At 61.6% G+C, this 16057-nt stretch carries 18 protein-coding genes and 1 pseudogene; 5 read left to right on the top strand and 14 right to left on the bottom strand.

Going from position 1 to position 16057, the window contains the following annotated elements:
• Nucleotides 1–15: 15 nt before the first annotated feature.
• The 6 genes from HF682_RS15205 to HF682_RS15180 form a co-directional block, all read right to left on the bottom strand.
• Nucleotides 16–432 carry a Fur family transcriptional regulator gene (locus tag HF682_RS15205; RefSeq protein WP_205882116.1) on the bottom strand — a complete coding sequence of 139 codons (417 nt, stop codon included), beginning with the start codon at nt 430–432 and terminating at the stop codon, nt 16–18.
• Between the two features lie 5 nt (nt 433–437).
• Complete coding sequence (gene dksA, locus HF682_RS15200) at nt 438–854, bottom strand: RNA polymerase-binding protein DksA (protein ID WP_168878188.1); 417 nt, start codon at nt 852–854, stop codon at nt 438–440.
• Between the two features lie 152 nt (nt 855–1006).
• Nucleotides 1007–1318: a c-type cytochrome gene (locus HF682_RS15195; protein WP_168878187.1), complete on the bottom strand. Its 312-nt coding sequence runs from the start codon at nt 1316–1318 to the stop codon at nt 1007–1009.
• 76 nt (nt 1319–1394) lie between these two features.
• Complete coding sequence (ccsB, locus tag HF682_RS15190; protein ID WP_168878186.1) at nt 1395–2531, bottom strand: c-type cytochrome biogenesis protein CcsB; 1137 nt, start codon at nt 2529–2531, stop codon at nt 1395–1397.
• A 2-nt stretch (nt 2532–2533) separates the two neighbouring features.
• Complete coding sequence (locus tag HF682_RS15185; RefSeq protein WP_168878185.1) at nt 2534–4579, bottom strand: cytochrome c biogenesis protein ResB; 2046 nt, start codon at nt 4577–4579, stop codon at nt 2534–2536.
• A gap of 200 nt (nt 4580–4779) precedes the next feature.
• Nucleotides 4780–5418, bottom strand: a complete 639-nt coding sequence (locus tag HF682_RS15180; RefSeq protein WP_168878184.1) for a c-type cytochrome — start codon at nt 5416–5418, stop codon at nt 4780–4782.
• Between the two features lie 157 nt (nt 5419–5575).
• On the opposite strand from HF682_RS15180, the gene yihA reads away from it, so the two are divergent.
• Complete coding sequence (gene yihA / locus HF682_RS15175; RefSeq protein WP_168878183.1) at nt 5576–6190, top strand: ribosome biogenesis GTP-binding protein YihA/YsxC; 615 nt, start codon at nt 5576–5578, stop codon at nt 6188–6190.
• 119 nt (nt 6191–6309) lie between these two features.
• Here yihA and HF682_RS15170 read toward each other — a convergent pair whose 3' ends face one another.
• The gene (locus tag HF682_RS15170; RefSeq protein ID WP_168878182.1) at nt 6310–6855 is read right to left on the bottom strand and encodes a gamma carbonic anhydrase family protein; all 546 of its coding nucleotides are present in this window, start codon (nt 6853–6855) and stop codon (nt 6310–6312) included.
• A 72-nt stretch (nt 6856–6927) separates the two neighbouring features.
• Here HF682_RS15170 and HF682_RS15165 point away from each other — a divergent pair, with 72 nt between their 5' ends.
• The 3 genes from HF682_RS15165 to HF682_RS15155 all read left to right on the top strand — a co-directional run bounded on the left by HF682_RS15165 (nt 6928) and on the right by HF682_RS15155 (nt 10286).
• Nucleotides 6928–8958, top strand: coding sequence for a M3 family metallopeptidase (locus tag HF682_RS15165; protein ID WP_168878181.1), 2031 nt, complete (start codon nt 6928–6930; stop codon nt 8956–8958).
• A gap of 100 nt (nt 8959–9058) precedes the next feature.
• The gene (locus HF682_RS15160; RefSeq protein ID WP_168878180.1) at nt 9059–9601 is read left to right on the top strand and encodes an SH3 domain-containing protein; all 543 of its coding nucleotides are present in this window, start codon (nt 9059–9061) and stop codon (nt 9599–9601) included.
• Nucleotides 9585–10286 carry a DUF4124 domain-containing protein gene (locus HF682_RS15155; RefSeq protein WP_168878179.1) on the top strand — a complete coding sequence of 234 codons (702 nt, stop codon included), beginning with the start codon at nt 9585–9587 and terminating at the stop codon, nt 10284–10286. The genes HF682_RS15160 and HF682_RS15155 overlap by 17 nt, the downstream gene beginning before the upstream one ends.
• A 14-nt stretch (nt 10287–10300) precedes the next feature.
• Here the strand turns inward: HF682_RS15155 and HF682_RS15150 are convergent, their stop codons facing one another.
• The 3 genes from HF682_RS15150 to HF682_RS17885 all read right to left on the bottom strand — a co-directional run bounded on the left by HF682_RS15150 (nt 10301) and on the right by HF682_RS17885 (nt 12390).
• The gene (locus HF682_RS15150) at nt 10301–11062 is read right to left on the bottom strand and encodes a DUF3025 domain-containing protein (RefSeq protein WP_168878178.1); all 762 of its coding nucleotides are present in this window, start codon (nt 11060–11062) and stop codon (nt 10301–10303) included.
• A 61-nt stretch (nt 11063–11123) separates the two neighbouring features.
• The gene (gene tpx, locus HF682_RS15145; protein ID WP_168878177.1) at nt 11124–11639 is read right to left on the bottom strand and encodes a thiol peroxidase; all 516 of its coding nucleotides are present in this window, start codon (nt 11637–11639) and stop codon (nt 11124–11126) included.
• Nucleotides 11640–11730: 91 nt separating this feature from the next.
• A complete protein-coding gene (locus tag HF682_RS17885) occupies nt 11731–12390 on the bottom strand; it encodes a DUF3426 domain-containing protein (RefSeq protein ID WP_308418749.1) in 660 nt (219 codons plus the stop codon).
• Between the two features lie 26 nt (nt 12391–12416).
• On the opposite strand from HF682_RS17885, the gene HF682_RS17880 reads away from it, so the two are divergent.
• Entirely contained in the window at nt 12417–12578 is a 162-nt protein-coding gene (locus HF682_RS17880; RefSeq protein WP_240947308.1) for a hypothetical protein, read from the top strand.
• Nucleotides 12579–12618: 40 nt separating this feature from the next.
• On the opposite strand, the pseudogene HF682_RS18120 reads toward HF682_RS17880, so the two are convergent.
• The 4 genes and pseudogenes from HF682_RS18120 to accC form a co-directional block, all read right to left on the bottom strand.
• Nucleotides 12619–12687, bottom strand: a pseudogene (locus HF682_RS18120) (MJ0042-type zinc finger domain-containing protein); the annotation flags it as partial.
• A 3-nt stretch (nt 12688–12690) separates the two neighbouring features.
• Nucleotides 12691–13584: a 50S ribosomal protein L11 methyltransferase gene (gene prmA / locus HF682_RS15135; protein ID WP_168878175.1), complete on the bottom strand. Its 894-nt coding sequence runs from the start codon at nt 13582–13584 to the stop codon at nt 12691–12693.
• A gap of 85 nt (nt 13585–13669) precedes the next feature.
• On the bottom strand, nt 13670–14563 hold the full coding sequence (gene yedA / locus HF682_RS15130) for a drug/metabolite exporter YedA (protein ID WP_168878174.1): 894 nt from the start codon (nt 14561–14563) through the stop codon (nt 13670–13672).
• Nucleotides 14564–14665: 102 nt separating this feature from the next.
• The gene (accC, locus tag HF682_RS15125; protein WP_168878173.1) at nt 14666–16021 is read right to left on the bottom strand and encodes an acetyl-CoA carboxylase biotin carboxylase subunit; all 1356 of its coding nucleotides are present in this window, start codon (nt 16019–16021) and stop codon (nt 14666–14668) included.
• Nucleotides 16022–16057 lie beyond the last annotated feature (36 nt).

The following is a 16057-nucleotide window of genomic DNA, read 5'->3' as shown; positions in this document are numbered from 1 at the left end:
TTCAGTCGAAAAGAATCAGCGAGAGCAGGACGGACAATCGCCTTTCAGGGTGATGTCGGCATGATGCAGGCGGAAGCCATCTGGCAGCTGGGGCTGCCAGTCAATCTGGATATGCTCCAGGCAATAGACGCGCTGGCAGCGCTGGCACTGGAAGTGGGCGTGCTGGTGAATGCGGTGGCTGGCGGCATTGAAGCGCCAGATGCGGTCTTCACCAGCGATCTTGTGGGCCAGCCCCTTTTCGGATAACCACTCCAGCACACGATAGACGGTGACCCGGTCAATGGCGGGGCCATCCGCCAGGGCATGCAACAATTCCTGCTGACTTAACGCTGTGGGCGAGGCCAGCAGCAAGGCCAGAATGCGGCGTCGGGCGGGGGTAACCCGCTCCCCGGTTCGCCGCAGCAGGGACTCGGCATCCAGATCAGCAGACACGCGGATCAGTCTGCGTATTGTTTCTTCATCCGCTCGCGGCGCTCTTGCGCCTCGATCGACAGCGTGGCGGTCGGCCGGGCCAGCAGGCGCTTGAGGCCGATGGGCTCGCCGGTGTCTTCACAATAGCCGTAATCATTGGCATCAATGCGGGCAATCGCCTGGTCGATCTTGATCAGCAACTTGCGCTCACGGTCACGGGTGCGCAGCTCCAGTGCGTACTCTTCTTCCAGTGTGGCGCGGTCTGCCGGATCGGGCGTGGCTTCCTGCTCCTGCAGGTGCTGGCTGGTGGCGTTGGCATTTTCCAGCAGCTGCTGTTTCATTTTCTGCAGGTAGCCTTTAAAGAACTCGAGATGGCGCGCGTTCATGTAGTCGTCGCCATTGTCGTTGCGGATGTCTTCTTCAGTCAGAGCGCGGTTTTCCATGATCTTTTACCGTCGGTTGGCAACGAAGTGAATAAGAGAGGGTAACGGACAAGCCACGGATGATGCAAGACCAACATGACAATCTGTTGGCAGCGCGAAGGTACAGGGTCCGAAAGTACACGGGCCGCCAAGTGGCAGCCCGTGTGCTGGACTTATTTCTGGGTCAGTACCCATTTGACCAGGGCCTTGATGTCGGCATCCGACACCTGCGGCGAATTGGCCGGCATCGGTACCGGACCCCAGACGCCGGAGCCGCCCTTCTTCACCTTGTTGATCAGGGTGGTTTCCGCGTCCTTGACACCCTTGTACTTGGCAGCCACATCCTTGAATGCCGGACCGACCACTTTCTTGTCGATCGCGTGACAGGCCATGCAGTTATGCTTCTTGGCCAGATCCATGCTGGCTTGCGCGTTCAGTGCGCTCAAGGCCAGACAGGACGCCAACAGCAGTGCAAAACGTTTCATGACAACACTCCAGGGTGAACAGAAAACAGTTGCTTCATCAGACAGTGTAGCTGCTGCACAGGTATTCTGCAGGCGGCTACAGCTTGCCGTAAGAATGCAGGCCGCTCAGGTAGGTGTTGACGCCGACAAAGGCAAAGGTCACCACCAGCAAACCGACCAAAGACCACCAGGCCAGGATTGGGCCACGCAGGCCTTTCACCAGCCGCATGTGCAGCCAGGCGGCGTAATTCAGCCATACGATCAGTGCCCAGGTTTCCTTCGGGTCCCACGACCAGTAGCCACCCCAGGCTTCTGCCGCCCACAGCGCGCCCAAAATGGTGGCGATGGTGAAGAAGAAGAAGCCGATGGCGTTGGCCTTGTACATGATTTCGTCCAGCACCTCGGCATCCGGCAGCCAGGCGTTGGTTTGGGTGGGCTCTTTCAGCAAGATGGCCAGCCCGCACATGGCGGCCAGCGAGAAGGCGCCATAGCCAATGAAGTTGGCCGGGACGTGGATTTTCATCCAGTAGGACTGCAAGGCCGGGATCAGCGGCTGGATGTCATGCGCACCACGGCTGAAGATGTACCAGAAGATGAAGGCCACAGCGGCATTGACCACCAGCAAGGCGAGCGGCAGCAGTTGCGGGCTGCGGTAGCGTTCGCAGTAGAACAAGGCCACCAGTGCCGCGATCAGGCAGAACAGCACGAAGACTTCATACAGGTTGCTGACCGGGATATGCCCATTGCCCGGCAGCAGCAGGTAGCTGACATGCCAGCGCACCAAGAGGCCGGTCAAGCCCATCACCACGGCAGCCCAGGTCAGGCCGCGCGCGAAGGAGGCAGCAAAGGCCGAGCGCAAGGGCAGGCTGGCCAGACCGATGACCAGCGCGAACATGAACAGCGTGCACATCCACATGATGCCGCTCTGGCTGGCCAGGACGTATTTGAGCAGGAAGACGTTTTCGGCCCGCGCCACCTGGCCTTGATACAGGCTGATCGACAGCATGCTCAGCGCGCCCACCAGCGGCAGCACCCAGCGCATGGCACGCCAGTACAGGCCAAACGCCATCAACAGCGGCGTGACCAGCAGCAGGATGCCCAGATCGTAGTTGTCCATCGGAAAGCGTGCCCACACCAAGCCTGCCCCTGCCAGCACCAGCAGGGCAAATACAATGCCGCTCCAGTCCAGCCAGCGGCTGGGAGGCGTCAGCGGCAGTTCACGGCTGAGTTCCATGTTCAGGCTCCTTGCGTAGGGCTGCGCAACAGGGTGGCAAGCGCAGTCTGGTGTTGCCGATATTCTGCTTCAAACTGCAGGGTCTGGCGATTGCCCGCCATGCTGAATTCTACCTTGCCATCCCGACACACCAGCCAGATGCGGCGCTCGCTCAGGTAGAACATGGCGAATACGCCCAGTACCAGCAGCAGGCAGCCCAGATACACCAATGGGCGGAATGGCGCGCGTGCAATCTGGAAACCACTGGCCTGCCGCTGCTGGAAGCCTTCCAGCTGCAGCAGGTAGGGCATGCCGTAGTCCTTGCTGATGCTGATGGACACCATGCTGTCGATGACAAAGCGGCCATCGGTCTCTGTGGGGGTGTAGCCTTCCGGTTTGTCCTGCAAGAAGGCCTCCATGGCGGCAGCCCGCATGATGCGCAGATAAAGCTGGGCCACTTCGCTTCGCTTGGCTTCCGGCACGCTCTTGCGCAGCTGCTCATCCATACCGGCAAAGCCGCTACGGGCAAAGCTCTCCAGCATGCGCTGGGTCGCGGCCTGAAATTGCTGCTGAGCCGGGCTGGTCTGTACGCCATTGCCCAGCGTGGCACGCGCTACCCGCTCGGTCAGGGCATCACGGTTGGCCGGGTCCAGCAGGCGCTGCCGCAGTGTCATATAGCCGGTGAGCGTGCCGTCGGTATCGGCCGGGAAGCGGAAAAACTGCTGGGCACCGCCGACATCCGTACGCATGGCGCTGATGAAGTAACTGGCGCCTTCGAGCTGGATCGGCTGCATGTAGTTCTGGAATTCCCGCGCCTGGCCGGCGGCATCTCGCAGGCGGAAGGTGATGCTGGGCCCCACGTTGCGCAAGGCACGGTCGCGGGTTTCCTTCAGGGCATCGGCCATCTCGGCCTGCAGCTGGTCTGCCGTGGTTTTGGCTTTGGGCTTGGTCTGGCTGTTGCTGAAATCCTCGATGTTGAACAGGCGGAATTCCTGGAATTCCAGCGTATAGGGCTTGCCGGCGATGGTCAGCTGCTGGCTGCGCAAGGAGGTGCCCTTGCCTTTGAGGACCGGTGCGCCGGGCTGCGCCAGCGGCCACAGCTGGAAGTCCAGTGCCGAGCCACCGTCGCTGAAGCTGGCCTGATAGATGGCCACACCATCCACGATCACCGGCTTGTTTACTTCGGTGCGGCCGATGATTTTTTCGCCGGTGTCCTTGCGGGTCACCACGATATCGCTGGCAAACAACTTGGGCTGCCCGGTGGGGTAATGCTCGACCTGAAAGCGCTTCAGCTCCAGCGTGAACGGCAGGGTCTGGGCATAGAAGCCGTTGTCCTGGGTGAGGAACACCACGTCGGTTTGTTCGCCTTCCGCGATACTGACATTGCCGCGGAAGGAGCGGTTACTGTCATCCAGGCGGCTGGCGGCAGACAATTGGCTGACCGGCAAATCACGGGTTTCCGCTTGTTTGCCGTTAAACCATTGCTGCAGTCGCAGCGACAGGCTGCCGTCCATCAGCGCGGCCAGACAGATCATCACAATGGCCAGATGCGCCGCAAAATAGCCTGCGCGTTGCCAGGTGCCCGTCTTGGCAGCCAGCAGGGTATGCGGTTCCTGGGTGTGGCGGTTGTCGGCCACCCTGAAGCGGTAGCCCTTGCCTTGCAGGTAGCGCTGCAGCAGCGGCTGCTGCTCGGCCTCGGTCAGCGGCGTGTCCAGTGGGGTGTGGTGCTTGAACAGGCGTAACGACTTCAGGGTGGTGTGTTCGCGGAAGCTGCGCATGTCCTGCACAAATTGCGGGGTATGACGATAGATGCACAGGGTGGTCGATACCACCAGAAAGCCGAGGATGGTCATGAACCAGCCACTGCCATAGACATCGTACAGGCCCAGGCGGCGGAAGGCCTCAAACCAGTAAGGGCCAAGCTCAACCAGATAGCCGGTATAGGATTCGTTCTGCTTGAGTACCGTGCCGATGATGGCTGCCAGCGCCAGGATCACCAGCAGGCTGATGGCAAAACGCATCGAGCTCAGGGTGTCATAGGCGTCACGCAACAGGGAGGGTTTACGCACGGGCAATACTCATTTCAGGGCAAACATCGGGCAGGTTGCAGCATGCCGCAAGCCGCAGATGCTCACCTTGTTGCAAATCAACCGGGGCTGCTGCGACCTTTTGTCGCAGCCTGGCCCCGTACAGCAAAACGGGCGACCCATCGGGACGCCCGCCTCTTGCATCAGCCTGTCCGTACCGACCTGGCGGTACGGTGAGGCGCTTAGTGCAGGCCTGCCACGAAGGCGGCTACTGCCTTGATGTCATCGTCCGACAGCTTGGCAGCCACGCTGCGCATCATCTTGGCCGGGTCGTTGGCGCGTTTGCCGTCACGGAAGGCCTTCATTTGCGCTTCCACATAGGCCGGGTGCTGACCACCCAGACGCGGGAACTGCGACGGCATGCCGGCACCGGTCGGGCCATGACAGGCCATACAGGCCGGTACGCCCTTGCTGGCGATGCCACCCCGGTAAATTTTCTCGCCCTGCGCGCGCAGCTTGGTATCGGTCACACCAAACTTGGCTTTCTGTGACTCGAAGTAGGCGGCCACATTGCGCATGTCTTCTTCGGACAGGTTGGCCACCATGCCACGCATGGTGGCATTGTCGCGGTAGCTTTCCGGCTTCTTCGGGTCTACCGGTGCCTTGAAGGCTTGCAGCTGCTTGACCAGATAATCAGCAGGTTGCCCGGCCAGACGCGGGTTGGCCGGCACGGTGCTGTTGCCGTCTGCCGCATGACAGGCGGCACAGACGGTGCTGGCGATCTTCTGGCCTTTGGCCGGATCTGCCTTGCTGGCTTCGGCGCTGGCGGCGGTAGCCAGCACAGTGGCCAACAGAAGCGCCACGAGACGAGTGTGTTTCATGCAGAAACTCCTTGTGGTTTTGTCATGCTGCGCCTGCCGTGACCGGTGCGATTCGCACACAAAAAACGGACAATCGGCAGGTTGCGGAAGGCTGCGGGCTTCCGCCTCTATTCTAAACCCGTTATTCTAAACGCCTTTTCCTCGCGGCGCCACGGCCATGCCCAGTTTGCAACAACTCCATTTCTTCACCACCGTCAATGATTTGCGCTCTTTGCCACAAACCGTGGCCGAGGTTGCCTTTGCCGGCCGATCCAACGCGGGTAAATCCAGCGCCATCAACACGCTGGCGCGGCATACCCGGCTGGCCTTTACCAGTAAAACGCCAGGCCGTACGCAGCATATCAACTATTTTGAGGTGAGTGACAACCGATTTGTAGTGGATTTGCCCGGATATGGCTATGCGCAGGTGCCAACCGCCGTGCGGCGGCACTGGGAGGTGCTGCTCAGCCAGTATCTGCAGACGCGGGAGACTCTGCGCGGGCTGGTGGTGATCATGGATTCGCGCCACCCGCTGAAGGAGCTGGACTGGCAGATGCTGGACTGGTTTGCGGTGACCGGCAAGCCGATCCATATCCTGCTCACCAAGTACGACAAGCTCACCAAGCTGGAAGCCGCCAAGCAATTGGCCATGGTCAAGGCCGCGGTGGAAGACCGCCCCATGATCAGTGTGCAGCTGTTCTCCAGCTTGAAAAAGCTGGGGGTGGACGAGGCGGAGAAGCAGATCCTGAGCTGGTTGTATGACGACGAGATGGAAAATTCAGCGGAGGCGTGAACTTTTTAGTGACAGCCCCACTCTCAGTTTGTGAGTGCTGCGGCGCTCCCCGCTTCCCTCCCTGAGCGGGTACCTTGCTCAATCAAGGTCTTTTTACCCCGGCCACTGGCCGGGGTTTTTTATTTCGGCTGTTCCGCCTGCGCCAGATACTGATTTTTCACACGCACATAGTGTTCGGCCGAATAACGCAGGTAGGCGATCTCCTGCGTGGTCAGCTCGCGTACCGCCTGCACCGGGCGTCCGATATACAGCCAGCCGCTGCGCAAGGTCTTGCCCGGCGGTACCAGGCTGCCGGCGCCAATCATCACTTGATCTTCCACCACCGCATCGTCCATCACGATGCTGCCCATCCCCACCAGTACATCGTTGCCAATGCGGCAGCCATGCAGGATGACACTGTGGCCCACGGTGACATGGTCGCCAATGACCAGCGGTGAACCCTCGGGCTTGTCCGGCGTCTTATGAGAGACATGGCACATGGCCAGGTCCTGGATATTGCTGTTGCGGCCGACGCGGATCCGGTTCACGTCGCCACGCAGTACCGCGTTGCACCAGACTGAGCTGTGCTCGCCCAGCTGGACATCACCGATCAGCTGACTGCTGTCGTGCAGGTAACAGCCCTCGGCCAGTTGCGGCAAGTGTTGCTGAAAAGGGGCGATCGGCATGACAGGTTTCCGGGCAGAGTACGGGTGCCGCAGTATAATCGTCTTTATTGTGAATCGCCTATGAGAGCCGAGATGAACCCCTTGCTGGATTTTGCCGACCTGCCCCGTTTTACCGCCATTCGCCCCGAGCACGTGACGCCCGCCATGGATACCTTGCTGGCGGATGCCCAGCGCACGGTGGACCAGCTGCTGGCAGACCCGCAGGCCCAGGGCTGGCAGGCCTTCGTCGAGCCGCTCGACGCCGCACTGGAGCCGCTGTCGCGCGCTTGGGGCGTGGTCGGCCACCTGAACAGTGTGATGAATACACCGGAGTTGCGTGAGGTCTATGAGCATAACCTGCCACGGCTGACCCAGTTCTATACCGCTTTGGGGCAGAATCTGGCACTGTTCGAGCGCTACAAGGCGCTGGCGACGTCTGATGAGTACGCCAGCCTGAGCCCGGCCCAGCAGCGCCTGATTGAGCACGAGCTGCGGGATTTCCGCTTGTCCGGGGCCGAGCTGCCGGACACGGAGAAGCAACGCTTTGCGGCCATTCAGGAAGAACTGGCCGAACTCTCCAACCAGTTTTCCAACCACCTGCTGGACGCTACCGACGCCTGGAGCCGCCTGATTACCGATGTGGAGGAACTGGCCGGGATTCCGCCTGAGGTGCTGGCCATGTTTCAGCACGCGGCGGAAGCCGAAGGGCAGACCGGCTACCGGCTGACCTTGCAGATGCCGTTCTACCTGCCGGTGATGCAGTATGCCGATAATCGTGCGTTGCGTGAGTCGGTCTACCAAGCCTATGTCACCCGTGCCTCGGAATTCGGCCCGGCCGAATGGGATAACCAGCCGCTGATCGACCGCTTGCTGCAGTTGCGGCAAGAAGAGGCCCAGCTGCTGGGGTTTGCGCACTATGCCGAGTTGTCGCTGGCCACCAAGATGGCCGAGAGCCCGGCGGAAGTGGCGCATTTCCTGCGTGATCTGGCACAGCGCGCCAAGCCATTCGCCGCGCAGGACATGGTGGAGCTGCGCCAGTTTGCTGCCGAGCGCCTGGATCTGCATGACCTGCAGATGTGGGATGTGCCCTATGTGTCGGAAAAGCTGCGGCAGGACCGCTATGCCTTCTCCGAGCAAGAGGTGCGCCGCTACCTGCCCGAGCACAATGTGCTGGAGGGGCTGTTTGGCTTGATCGACCGCCTGTTCGCCATTCGGGTAGAGCCTGCCGAGGCCGAGGTCTGGCACCCCAGCGTCCGTTTCTTTACCTTGCGCAACCATGCTGGCGAGCAGGTGGGGCAGTTCTACCTGGACCTGTATGCCCGCAATGCCAAGCAAGGTGGCGCGTGGATGGACGATGCCCGTAGCCGTAGCGAGCGTGACGGCAAACTGCAGACGCCAGTAGCGTATCTGGTGTGCAATTTCCCGGCGCCGGTGGGGGATGAGCCCGCCTGCTTCAGCTTTGATGAAGTGACCACCCTGTTCCATGAGTGCGGCCACGGCTTGCATCACCTGCTCACGCAGGTGTCGGTGCGTGGGGTGTCCGGCATCCATGGTGTGGAGTGGGATGCGGTGGAGTTGCCCAGCCAGTTCATGGAAAACTTTTGTTGGGAATGGCAGGTATTGCAGCCGATGACCCGTCACGTTGACACTGGCGAATCGCTGCCGCGTGCCTTGTTTGACCGCATGGTGGCCGCACGCAATTTCCAGAGCGGCATGCAGATGGTGCGGCAGCTGGAGTTTTCGCTGTTTGACATGGCCATCCATGAAGGCTTTCTGCCCAGCGCTGGCCAGTCGGTACAATCGCTGCTGGATCAGGTGCGGCAGGAAGTGGCGGTTGCCATCCCGCCGGCTTATAACCGCTTCCCCAACAGCTTTTCCCACATTTTTGGTGGCGGATATGCGGCGGGGTATTACAGTTATAAATGGGCCGAGGTGCTGTCTGCTGATGCATTTGCGGCCTTTGAGGAGGAGGGGGTGCTCAACCCGGTGACCGGGCAGCGTTTCCGTGACCAGATTCTGGCGGTGGGCGGCAGTCGCCCGGCGATGGCGTCGTTCGTGGCCTTTCGGGGGCGGGCGCCGCAAGTGGATGCCTTGCTCAGGCACAACGGCCTGCAGCCGCACTGACACAGCGCTTGCCAAGCCCCCCCTGCCTGTATTACAACGGCATTTCCGGACAGCGTGGAAGGAACGCATGCGAGCAAGCAAGCGCGTATGGTACGTTGGCATGAGCCTGCTCATGGCCTGCCTGTGTGGCGCAGCCGCGGCTGCAGGCGCAGTGGTGCAAGGGGCGGTGAATGCCAATGTCCGGAGTGGTAGTTCCGAGCATGCCCGCATTATCCGGTCCTTGCCGCCAGGTACCGTGCTGGAAGTGTTGCAAACGGGCGACAGTTTTACCCAGATCAAGGCCCCGGATGGTACCACGGGCTGGGTGTTGAACCGCCTGCTGAAGCTTGATGCGGCCGCCCCGACCAGCGCGGCATCTGCGCCGGTGGTGGCAAGTGTGGCGCCCCCGACGACGGTGACCGAGCTGCAGACGGTACAGCAGCAACTGAAGCTTGCGCAGCAGGAGATACGGCGATTGCAGGTGCAAGCCAGCCAGACGCCGGCCAAACCGGCGTCGACGCTGGTGATGGACCCGTTGCCCGTGCAACTGAACCCGATTGTCTGGCTGGTGCTGGTATTGGGCGCATTCGTGCTGGGGGTGCTATTGGGTATCCTCTGGCTGGAACATCGTTACAGAAAGAAATTGCATGGTTTACGCATTTAGTCGCAAACATATTGCCGCTGGCCTTTTGGCCCTGCTATGCGGTGGACTGGCCCAGGCCCAGGTGTATTCCTGGATTGACCCGGCGACGGGCAAGAAGATCTATTCCGATCAGCCGCCGCCGCCGAATGTCAAAAATGCAACCAGCAAGGACTACAAGCCCAATGTGGTGTCCACCAGCGAGCTGCCATTTTCGGTGCAGGATGCCGTCAAGCGTAACCCGGTCACGCTGTATGCCAATGCTTGCGATATCTGCAAGCAGGGCCAGCAATTGCTGGAAAAGCGAGGCATCCCGCACAGCCGCAAGAATCCGGAGAGTGACGCAGCAGCCTCGGCTGAACTGAAGAAGCGCATCGGTTCGCAAGAGGTGCCGGTATTGCTGGTGGGCGAGAAAGTGCTCAAGGGTTTTGATGAAGCATCCTGGAATGCGGCGCTGGATGCTGCGGGCTATCCCCGCACCAGCATGAAGGGTCTGCCGGGTACTCAGCCCAAGGCTGCAACACCCCCTCCCGCCGCGGCACCGCAGCCGGGCAAGGCGGGAACCCCGGCTGCAGGCGGAACCGGAGGCGGCTCCTCAAGCAGTGGCGGCAATGCGCCCGCGGGAGGCGGTTCGGGTACGCCGGCTAAGTCGGGAAGCTCCGGGACACCTGCGCCAGTACAGCCACCGGCACCGGGTTCACCACAATAAGTCGATTGGCACATTCAGGCGGCTGTGGCCGCCTGTTTCGTTTTCAGACCAAGACGAGCATCGGGTGCAGGATGTGGCTGGCGCAGTGGCCGGAAGTAGTCTTGGTCTTGGTAAAAAGCCTCATCTTGCCCTGCGTGCCAGCCCGGCACCCCGAGGACCGGCAAGGGTTTCAGATCACGCGGGGAGCTTAGTGCGCCGTCGCGCAAGGCTGCGGCAAGCTGCTGATCCAGCGGAAGCGGACTGTCTGGCAGGTAGAGTGCCTTGGCCGTCCAGCCCCGGAACGGGGCCAGCCCTTTCTCGTATTCGGCGTGACCGAACAGGGTGTAGTCCAGCTGGGTGGACGCCTGTTGGCGTTGCTGCCACCACACTTCATGCCATTGATGTTGTTGCAGCGCCCGGGCCAGGATCGGGTCACGGTAGCGGATGATGATGCCACATTCGTCAAACAGGGTCAGCGCATCACGCAGGCGGCCTCGCTGCCGGGCGCTATCTCCCGCCTGGATGTGCAGCTGGTTCAGTATGGCTTTGCTCAGTGGGAAGCGTAGCCAGATCAGGGCATTGAACCAGTCATGCCAGTGGCGGGTGCGGCAAGGGATGGTACCGCACTGGTTGATCTGCTGCTCGAAGGCCAGCGCGGACAGTGGCGCATCTTGCTGTACAAAGCGCAGTGGAATGCCACGCTGATTACGCAAGTCTTGCAGCATGGCGTGATGGTTGAGCCAGTCCAGCCCCGGCCAGTCTTGGCAGCGTGACACACTGCCTTGCCAAGCGGACAAGGGCGTAGACCAAGGTGCGGTAAACAGCAGGTCGGCCCGCCATGGCGGGCCGGAGGTGGGCTCAGGCTTCAGCTTTGGGGAGCAGCACCTGCAGTGCGGCGGCGTAGTTGGGTTCGCTGGTGATGTCGCTCACCAGTTCGGCGTGCAGCACCTTGTCCTCTTCATCCAGCACGACCACCGCACGCGCCATCAGGCCCGACAAGGGTACATCGGTGATCATCACACCGTAGTCCTTGAAGAAATCGCGACCCCGCATGGAGGAGAGGGTGACCACGTTGTCCAGCCCCTCGGTGGCGCAGGCACGCGCCTGGGCAAAGGGGGTGTCCGCCGAAATCACCAGCACCACGGTGTTGGGCAGGCTGGAAGCCAACTCATTGAAGCGGCGCGCCGAGGCGATGCAGGTCGACGTATCCAGGCTGGGCACAATGTTCAGTACCTTGCGCTTGCCGTAATACATCGACAGAGAGACATCGTTCAGGTTCTTGTCCACCAGCATGAAGCTCTTGGCGGTGTCGCCTTCACGGGGGAAGGTGCCGCCTACATTGACCGGTTCGCCTTTCAGCATCACGGTTGCCATGGTCCGTCTCTCCTCAGTCGGGCTGCTTGCCAGGCAGCGGGGTCATATCTTGTAAGGATGGGACAGAAAACGTCCCTTGGCAAGCCCGATGTCATGGCTGCTGGTAGGCCACATCCACCTTGTAACCGGTTGCGGTTACCCCATCGAGCTTCAGCCACTGCTGAATGGCCATGGCGCTGCCCGCTGACAGGGTGGCATGCCCCGGCAGCTGTGGTGCGTACTGCTGTGGCGTGAGGACACGGCGCGCCACCACTTCATTCTGCGTATTGGTCAAGCTCAGCTCCAGCAACGGCATGGCGACCGGGTAATCCGCCTTGTTGGAGAGCTCCAGCGACCAATGCACCAGATCCGGCCGGCCGGGTTGTGCCTCCAGCACCACATTGTCGATGCGCAGGACGTCGGCGTCCCGCAGCAGGGGCGGTTTGCAGCCCAATTGCGCGCACAGCGGCGGCCAGATGCTGCGGGTGAACGGCAGTGCCTTGTACAACGGCTCGCGGTACAGCCATCCTGCCTGACCGATCAGCCCCGTTAAGGCCAACAGGCTGAGCAAGGCCCACAGTGGTCGCCAGCGGTCACGCGGGCGCTGCGGGTCCAGCAGGTTCAACAAGTCCACCGGCGGCGTGGTGACCACGGCTTCAGGGACAACCTCGGCCTCGGCTTCAGCCGTTGGCGCTTCGTCCTCCGGGTGGGTCTCCGCCACGGATTCAGGTGCCTCATGTGGTTCAGGTTCAGCCTTGACCTCGTCAGGCACCGGGCTATCCTCTTCTGCAGGTGCAGGTGCAGGTGCAGGTGCAGGTGCAGGTGCAGGTGCAGGTGCAGGTGCAGGTGCAGGTGCAGGTGCAGGTGCAGGTGCAGGTGCAGGTGCAGGTGCAGGTGCAGGTGCAGGTGCAGGTGCAGCTACAGATTCAGGCTCAGGGAGCAGGTGATCCAGTGCATTGAAAACATGCGCGCAGCGCCCGCAGCGCACTTTGCCGTTCACCGCCGCCAGCTGGTCGCTGTGGACGCGGAAGGCGGTGCGGCAATTGGGGCAGCGGGTGGCGTAGCGCACGGCTCAGCCTTGCTTGACGCCGGACAGGCAGGCCCAGCCTTCACGCTGGTCAGCCAGTTGCAGCGCAAACCATGGCGCGTAGGCTTCTTGCACCAGCGCCACCTGTTCGACCAGAATGCCGGACAGCACCAGTTGGCCGCCGCTGCGGACATGGCCAGCCAGCAGCGGGGCCAGTGTACGCAAGGGATTGGTCAGGATGTTGGCCACCACCACGTCGTACTGCCCGTTGGGTGACGCATCCGGCAGGTAGAAGTCGATGCTGACCTGATTCTGGCTGGCATTGTCATGGCTGGCCTGGATCGCTTGCGGGTCGATGTCGACGCCCACCACGTGGGCAGCACCCAGCTTGCGAGCGGCCAGCGCCAGAATGCCGGAGCCGCAACCATAATCCAGTACGCTGCTGCCGACCGGCAGGTGGCGATCCAGCCACTCCAGGCACAGGCGCGTGGTCGGGTGGCTGCCGGTACCAAAGGCCAGGCCCGGGTCCAGCCACAGGTTGATGCTGCCATCCTGTGGGGCTTCGTGCCAGGTGGGGGTGATCCACAGGCGGTCGGAGATACGGATCGGGTCGAACTGGCTTTGCGTCAGCCGCACCCAGTCCTGCTCGGCGACTTCAATGGCCTCATAGGGCGGCAGCTTGGGCCAATCGAAATGGGCCTGCAGCTGGGCCAGCAGCGCCTCAACATCGCTGTCTTCACCGAGCAGTGCCAGCACCCGGCTATCATGCCACAGGCTGTCTACCGCCTCACCCGGTTCGTTGAACAAGGGTTGTTCCTTGTCGGTGCCGGCGTGGGCGTCCTCGATCGACACCGACAAGGCACCCAGTTCAAACAGCGCATCCGACAGCGCCTCAGCTTCCTGACTTGACGACATCAGGGCCAGCGAAATCCAGCTCATGCCACATCCTGTTCCAGTGATTCCAAAGGGGGTCACCCCATGCAGGCGACATCATGCCATGCACCGGCAGGAAGCGGAAGGCATGTCAGCGCTGCTGACGGCTCCGTTGCCACTGTGCCAGCATCACCAACAGGACGGCGCTGAGGATGATGGTCATCGCCAGCACCATGCGCGGGGTCACCGGTTCGCTCAGGAACAGGGTACCCAGGCCCACTGCCACCAGTGGATTGACATACGCGTAGCTGGTGGCCAGGGCAGGCCGCACGGTCTTCAGCAGGTACTGGTAGGCTGAATAGGCTATCAGCGAGCCAAACACGGCCAGATAGGCTGTTGCCAGCATGGCTTTAGTGGGCGGGATGTGGTGGATGCGCTCGCCATGCAGCAAGCCGGCCAGGCTCATGCACACCCCGGCACACAGCATCTGCGCAGCAGTGGACATGGGGCCGGTGGGCATATTGATACGCCGGCTGAGGGCCGAACCCAGTGCCCAGCAGAACGCTGCTGCCAGTAGCAGGAAGGCGCCCAAGGGTTGACCTGACAGGCGCTGATCACTGTTGAGCAGCAGGATGCCGCCAAATCCCACCGCCAGCCCCAGCCATTCCACGCCATGGGCGCGCTGGCCCAGCAGCCAATGGGCGCACAGGATGGAAAACAGCGGCACCGTGGCAATCATGACGGCCGCCAGACCCGTTGCGACCCACTGCTCGGCAATGGTGACCGCACCATTGCCCACCCCCAGCATCAAGCTGCCGATCAGCAAGGCATTGCCCCACTGGCGCAAGGTAGGCATGGCGTGGCCACGGTACTTCAGCCACAGCAGCATCAACAGCCCGGCGCTCCAGAAGCGGGTGCCTGCCATCAGCAAGGGCGGGATGCCATCAATGGCCAGCGCAATGCCGAGGTAAGTGGAGCCCCAGATGATGTAGACGGCAAACAGGGCCAGCAGAACCGGCAAGGTAAACGGGTGGCGCTGCGTCATGGTCGGGCCCGACAGTAGAATGGTTGCAGCGTAACCGACAAAGCAAAGCCGCAACAGGCACAGTTGTGCCGGTTGCGGCCAGTACGGTTTGCTGCTGCGGGCTTAGCTGCCCTTTTTCAGCTCTTCCAGTCGGTGCTCCAGATAGTGGATGCTGGTGCCGCCTTTGCCGAAGGCGGCGTCCAGCATCAGCTCCTGATGCAGCGGGATATTGGTCTTGATGCCGCCAATCGACATTTCTGACAGGGCAATGCGCATCTTGGCCATCGCCTGCTCACGGGTTTTACCGTAGGCAATCAGCTTGGCGATCATCGAGTCGTAGTTCGACGGCACGCGGTAGCCCTGATAGATGTGCGAATCCACCCGGATGCCAGGGCCGCCCGGTGCATGGTAGCTGGTGATCAGGCCGGGTGACGGGATGAAGTTGAACGGGTCCTCGGCGTTGATGCGGCACTCCATGGCATGGCCGACCAGATGCACATCCTTTTGCTGGTGCCGCAGTTTTTCGCCTGCCGCCACCCGGATCTGCTCCTGCACGATGTCGATACCAGTGATCATCTCGGTCACCGGATGCTCCACCTGCACACGGGTGTTCATCTCGATGAAGTAGAACTCGCCGTTTTCAAACAGGAATTCAAAGGTGCCTGCCCCACGGTAGCCGATGCGACGGCAGGCCGCGGTACATGCTTCACCAATCTTCTTGCGCTGTGCCGGGGTGATGCCCGGAGCCGGAGCCTCTTCCACCACCTTCTGGTGGCGGCGCTGCATGGAGCAATCCCGCTCGCCCAGATAGATGGCATTGCCGTATTCGTCGGCCATCACCTGGATTTCAATGTGGCGAGGGTTCTCGAGGAACTTCTCCATGTAGACGGTCGGGTTGCCAAAAGCGGCACCGGCTTCGGTACGTGTCATCTGCACCGAGTTGATCAGCGCACCTTCGGTGTGTACCACCCGCATGCCACGGCCACCGCCGCCACCGGCAGCCTTGATGATCACCGGGTAGCCAATCTGCTTGGCAATTTTGGCGATCTCTTTCGGGTCGTCCGGCAAAGCACCGCCGGAACCCGGTACGCACGGTACCCCGGCTTCGATCATCGCCTGCTTGGCGGACACCTTGTCGCCCATCAGGCGAATGGTGTCCGGGCGCGGGCCGATGAACACAAAACCACTTTGCTCCACCCGTTCGGCGAAGTCCGCGTTTTCGGACAGGAAGCCGTAACCTGGGTGAATGGCCTGCGCGTCGGTGACTTCCGCCGCGGAAATGATGGCGGGGACGTTCAGATAGCTCTGGTTGCTGGGGGCCGGGCCAATGCAGACCGATTCATCGGCCAGCTTGACGTACTTGGCCTCGCGGTCCACTTCGGAGTGGACCACCACCGTCTTGATGCCCATTTCGCGGCAAGCGCGCTGGATACGCAGGGCAATTTCGCCACGGTTGGCGATGAGGATTTTTTCAAACATGGTCAGGACACCTGTGACTGAATGATGGGCGTCGAG

The sequence above is a fragment of the Leeia aquatica genome (assembly GCF_012641365.1).
Classification (GTDB): Bacteria; Pseudomonadota; Gammaproteobacteria; order Burkholderiales; family Leeiaceae; genus Leeia; species Leeia aquatica.
The sequence above is the reverse complement of the archived record's forward strand: the minus strand, read 5'-3'. Positions and strand labels throughout refer to the sequence as shown.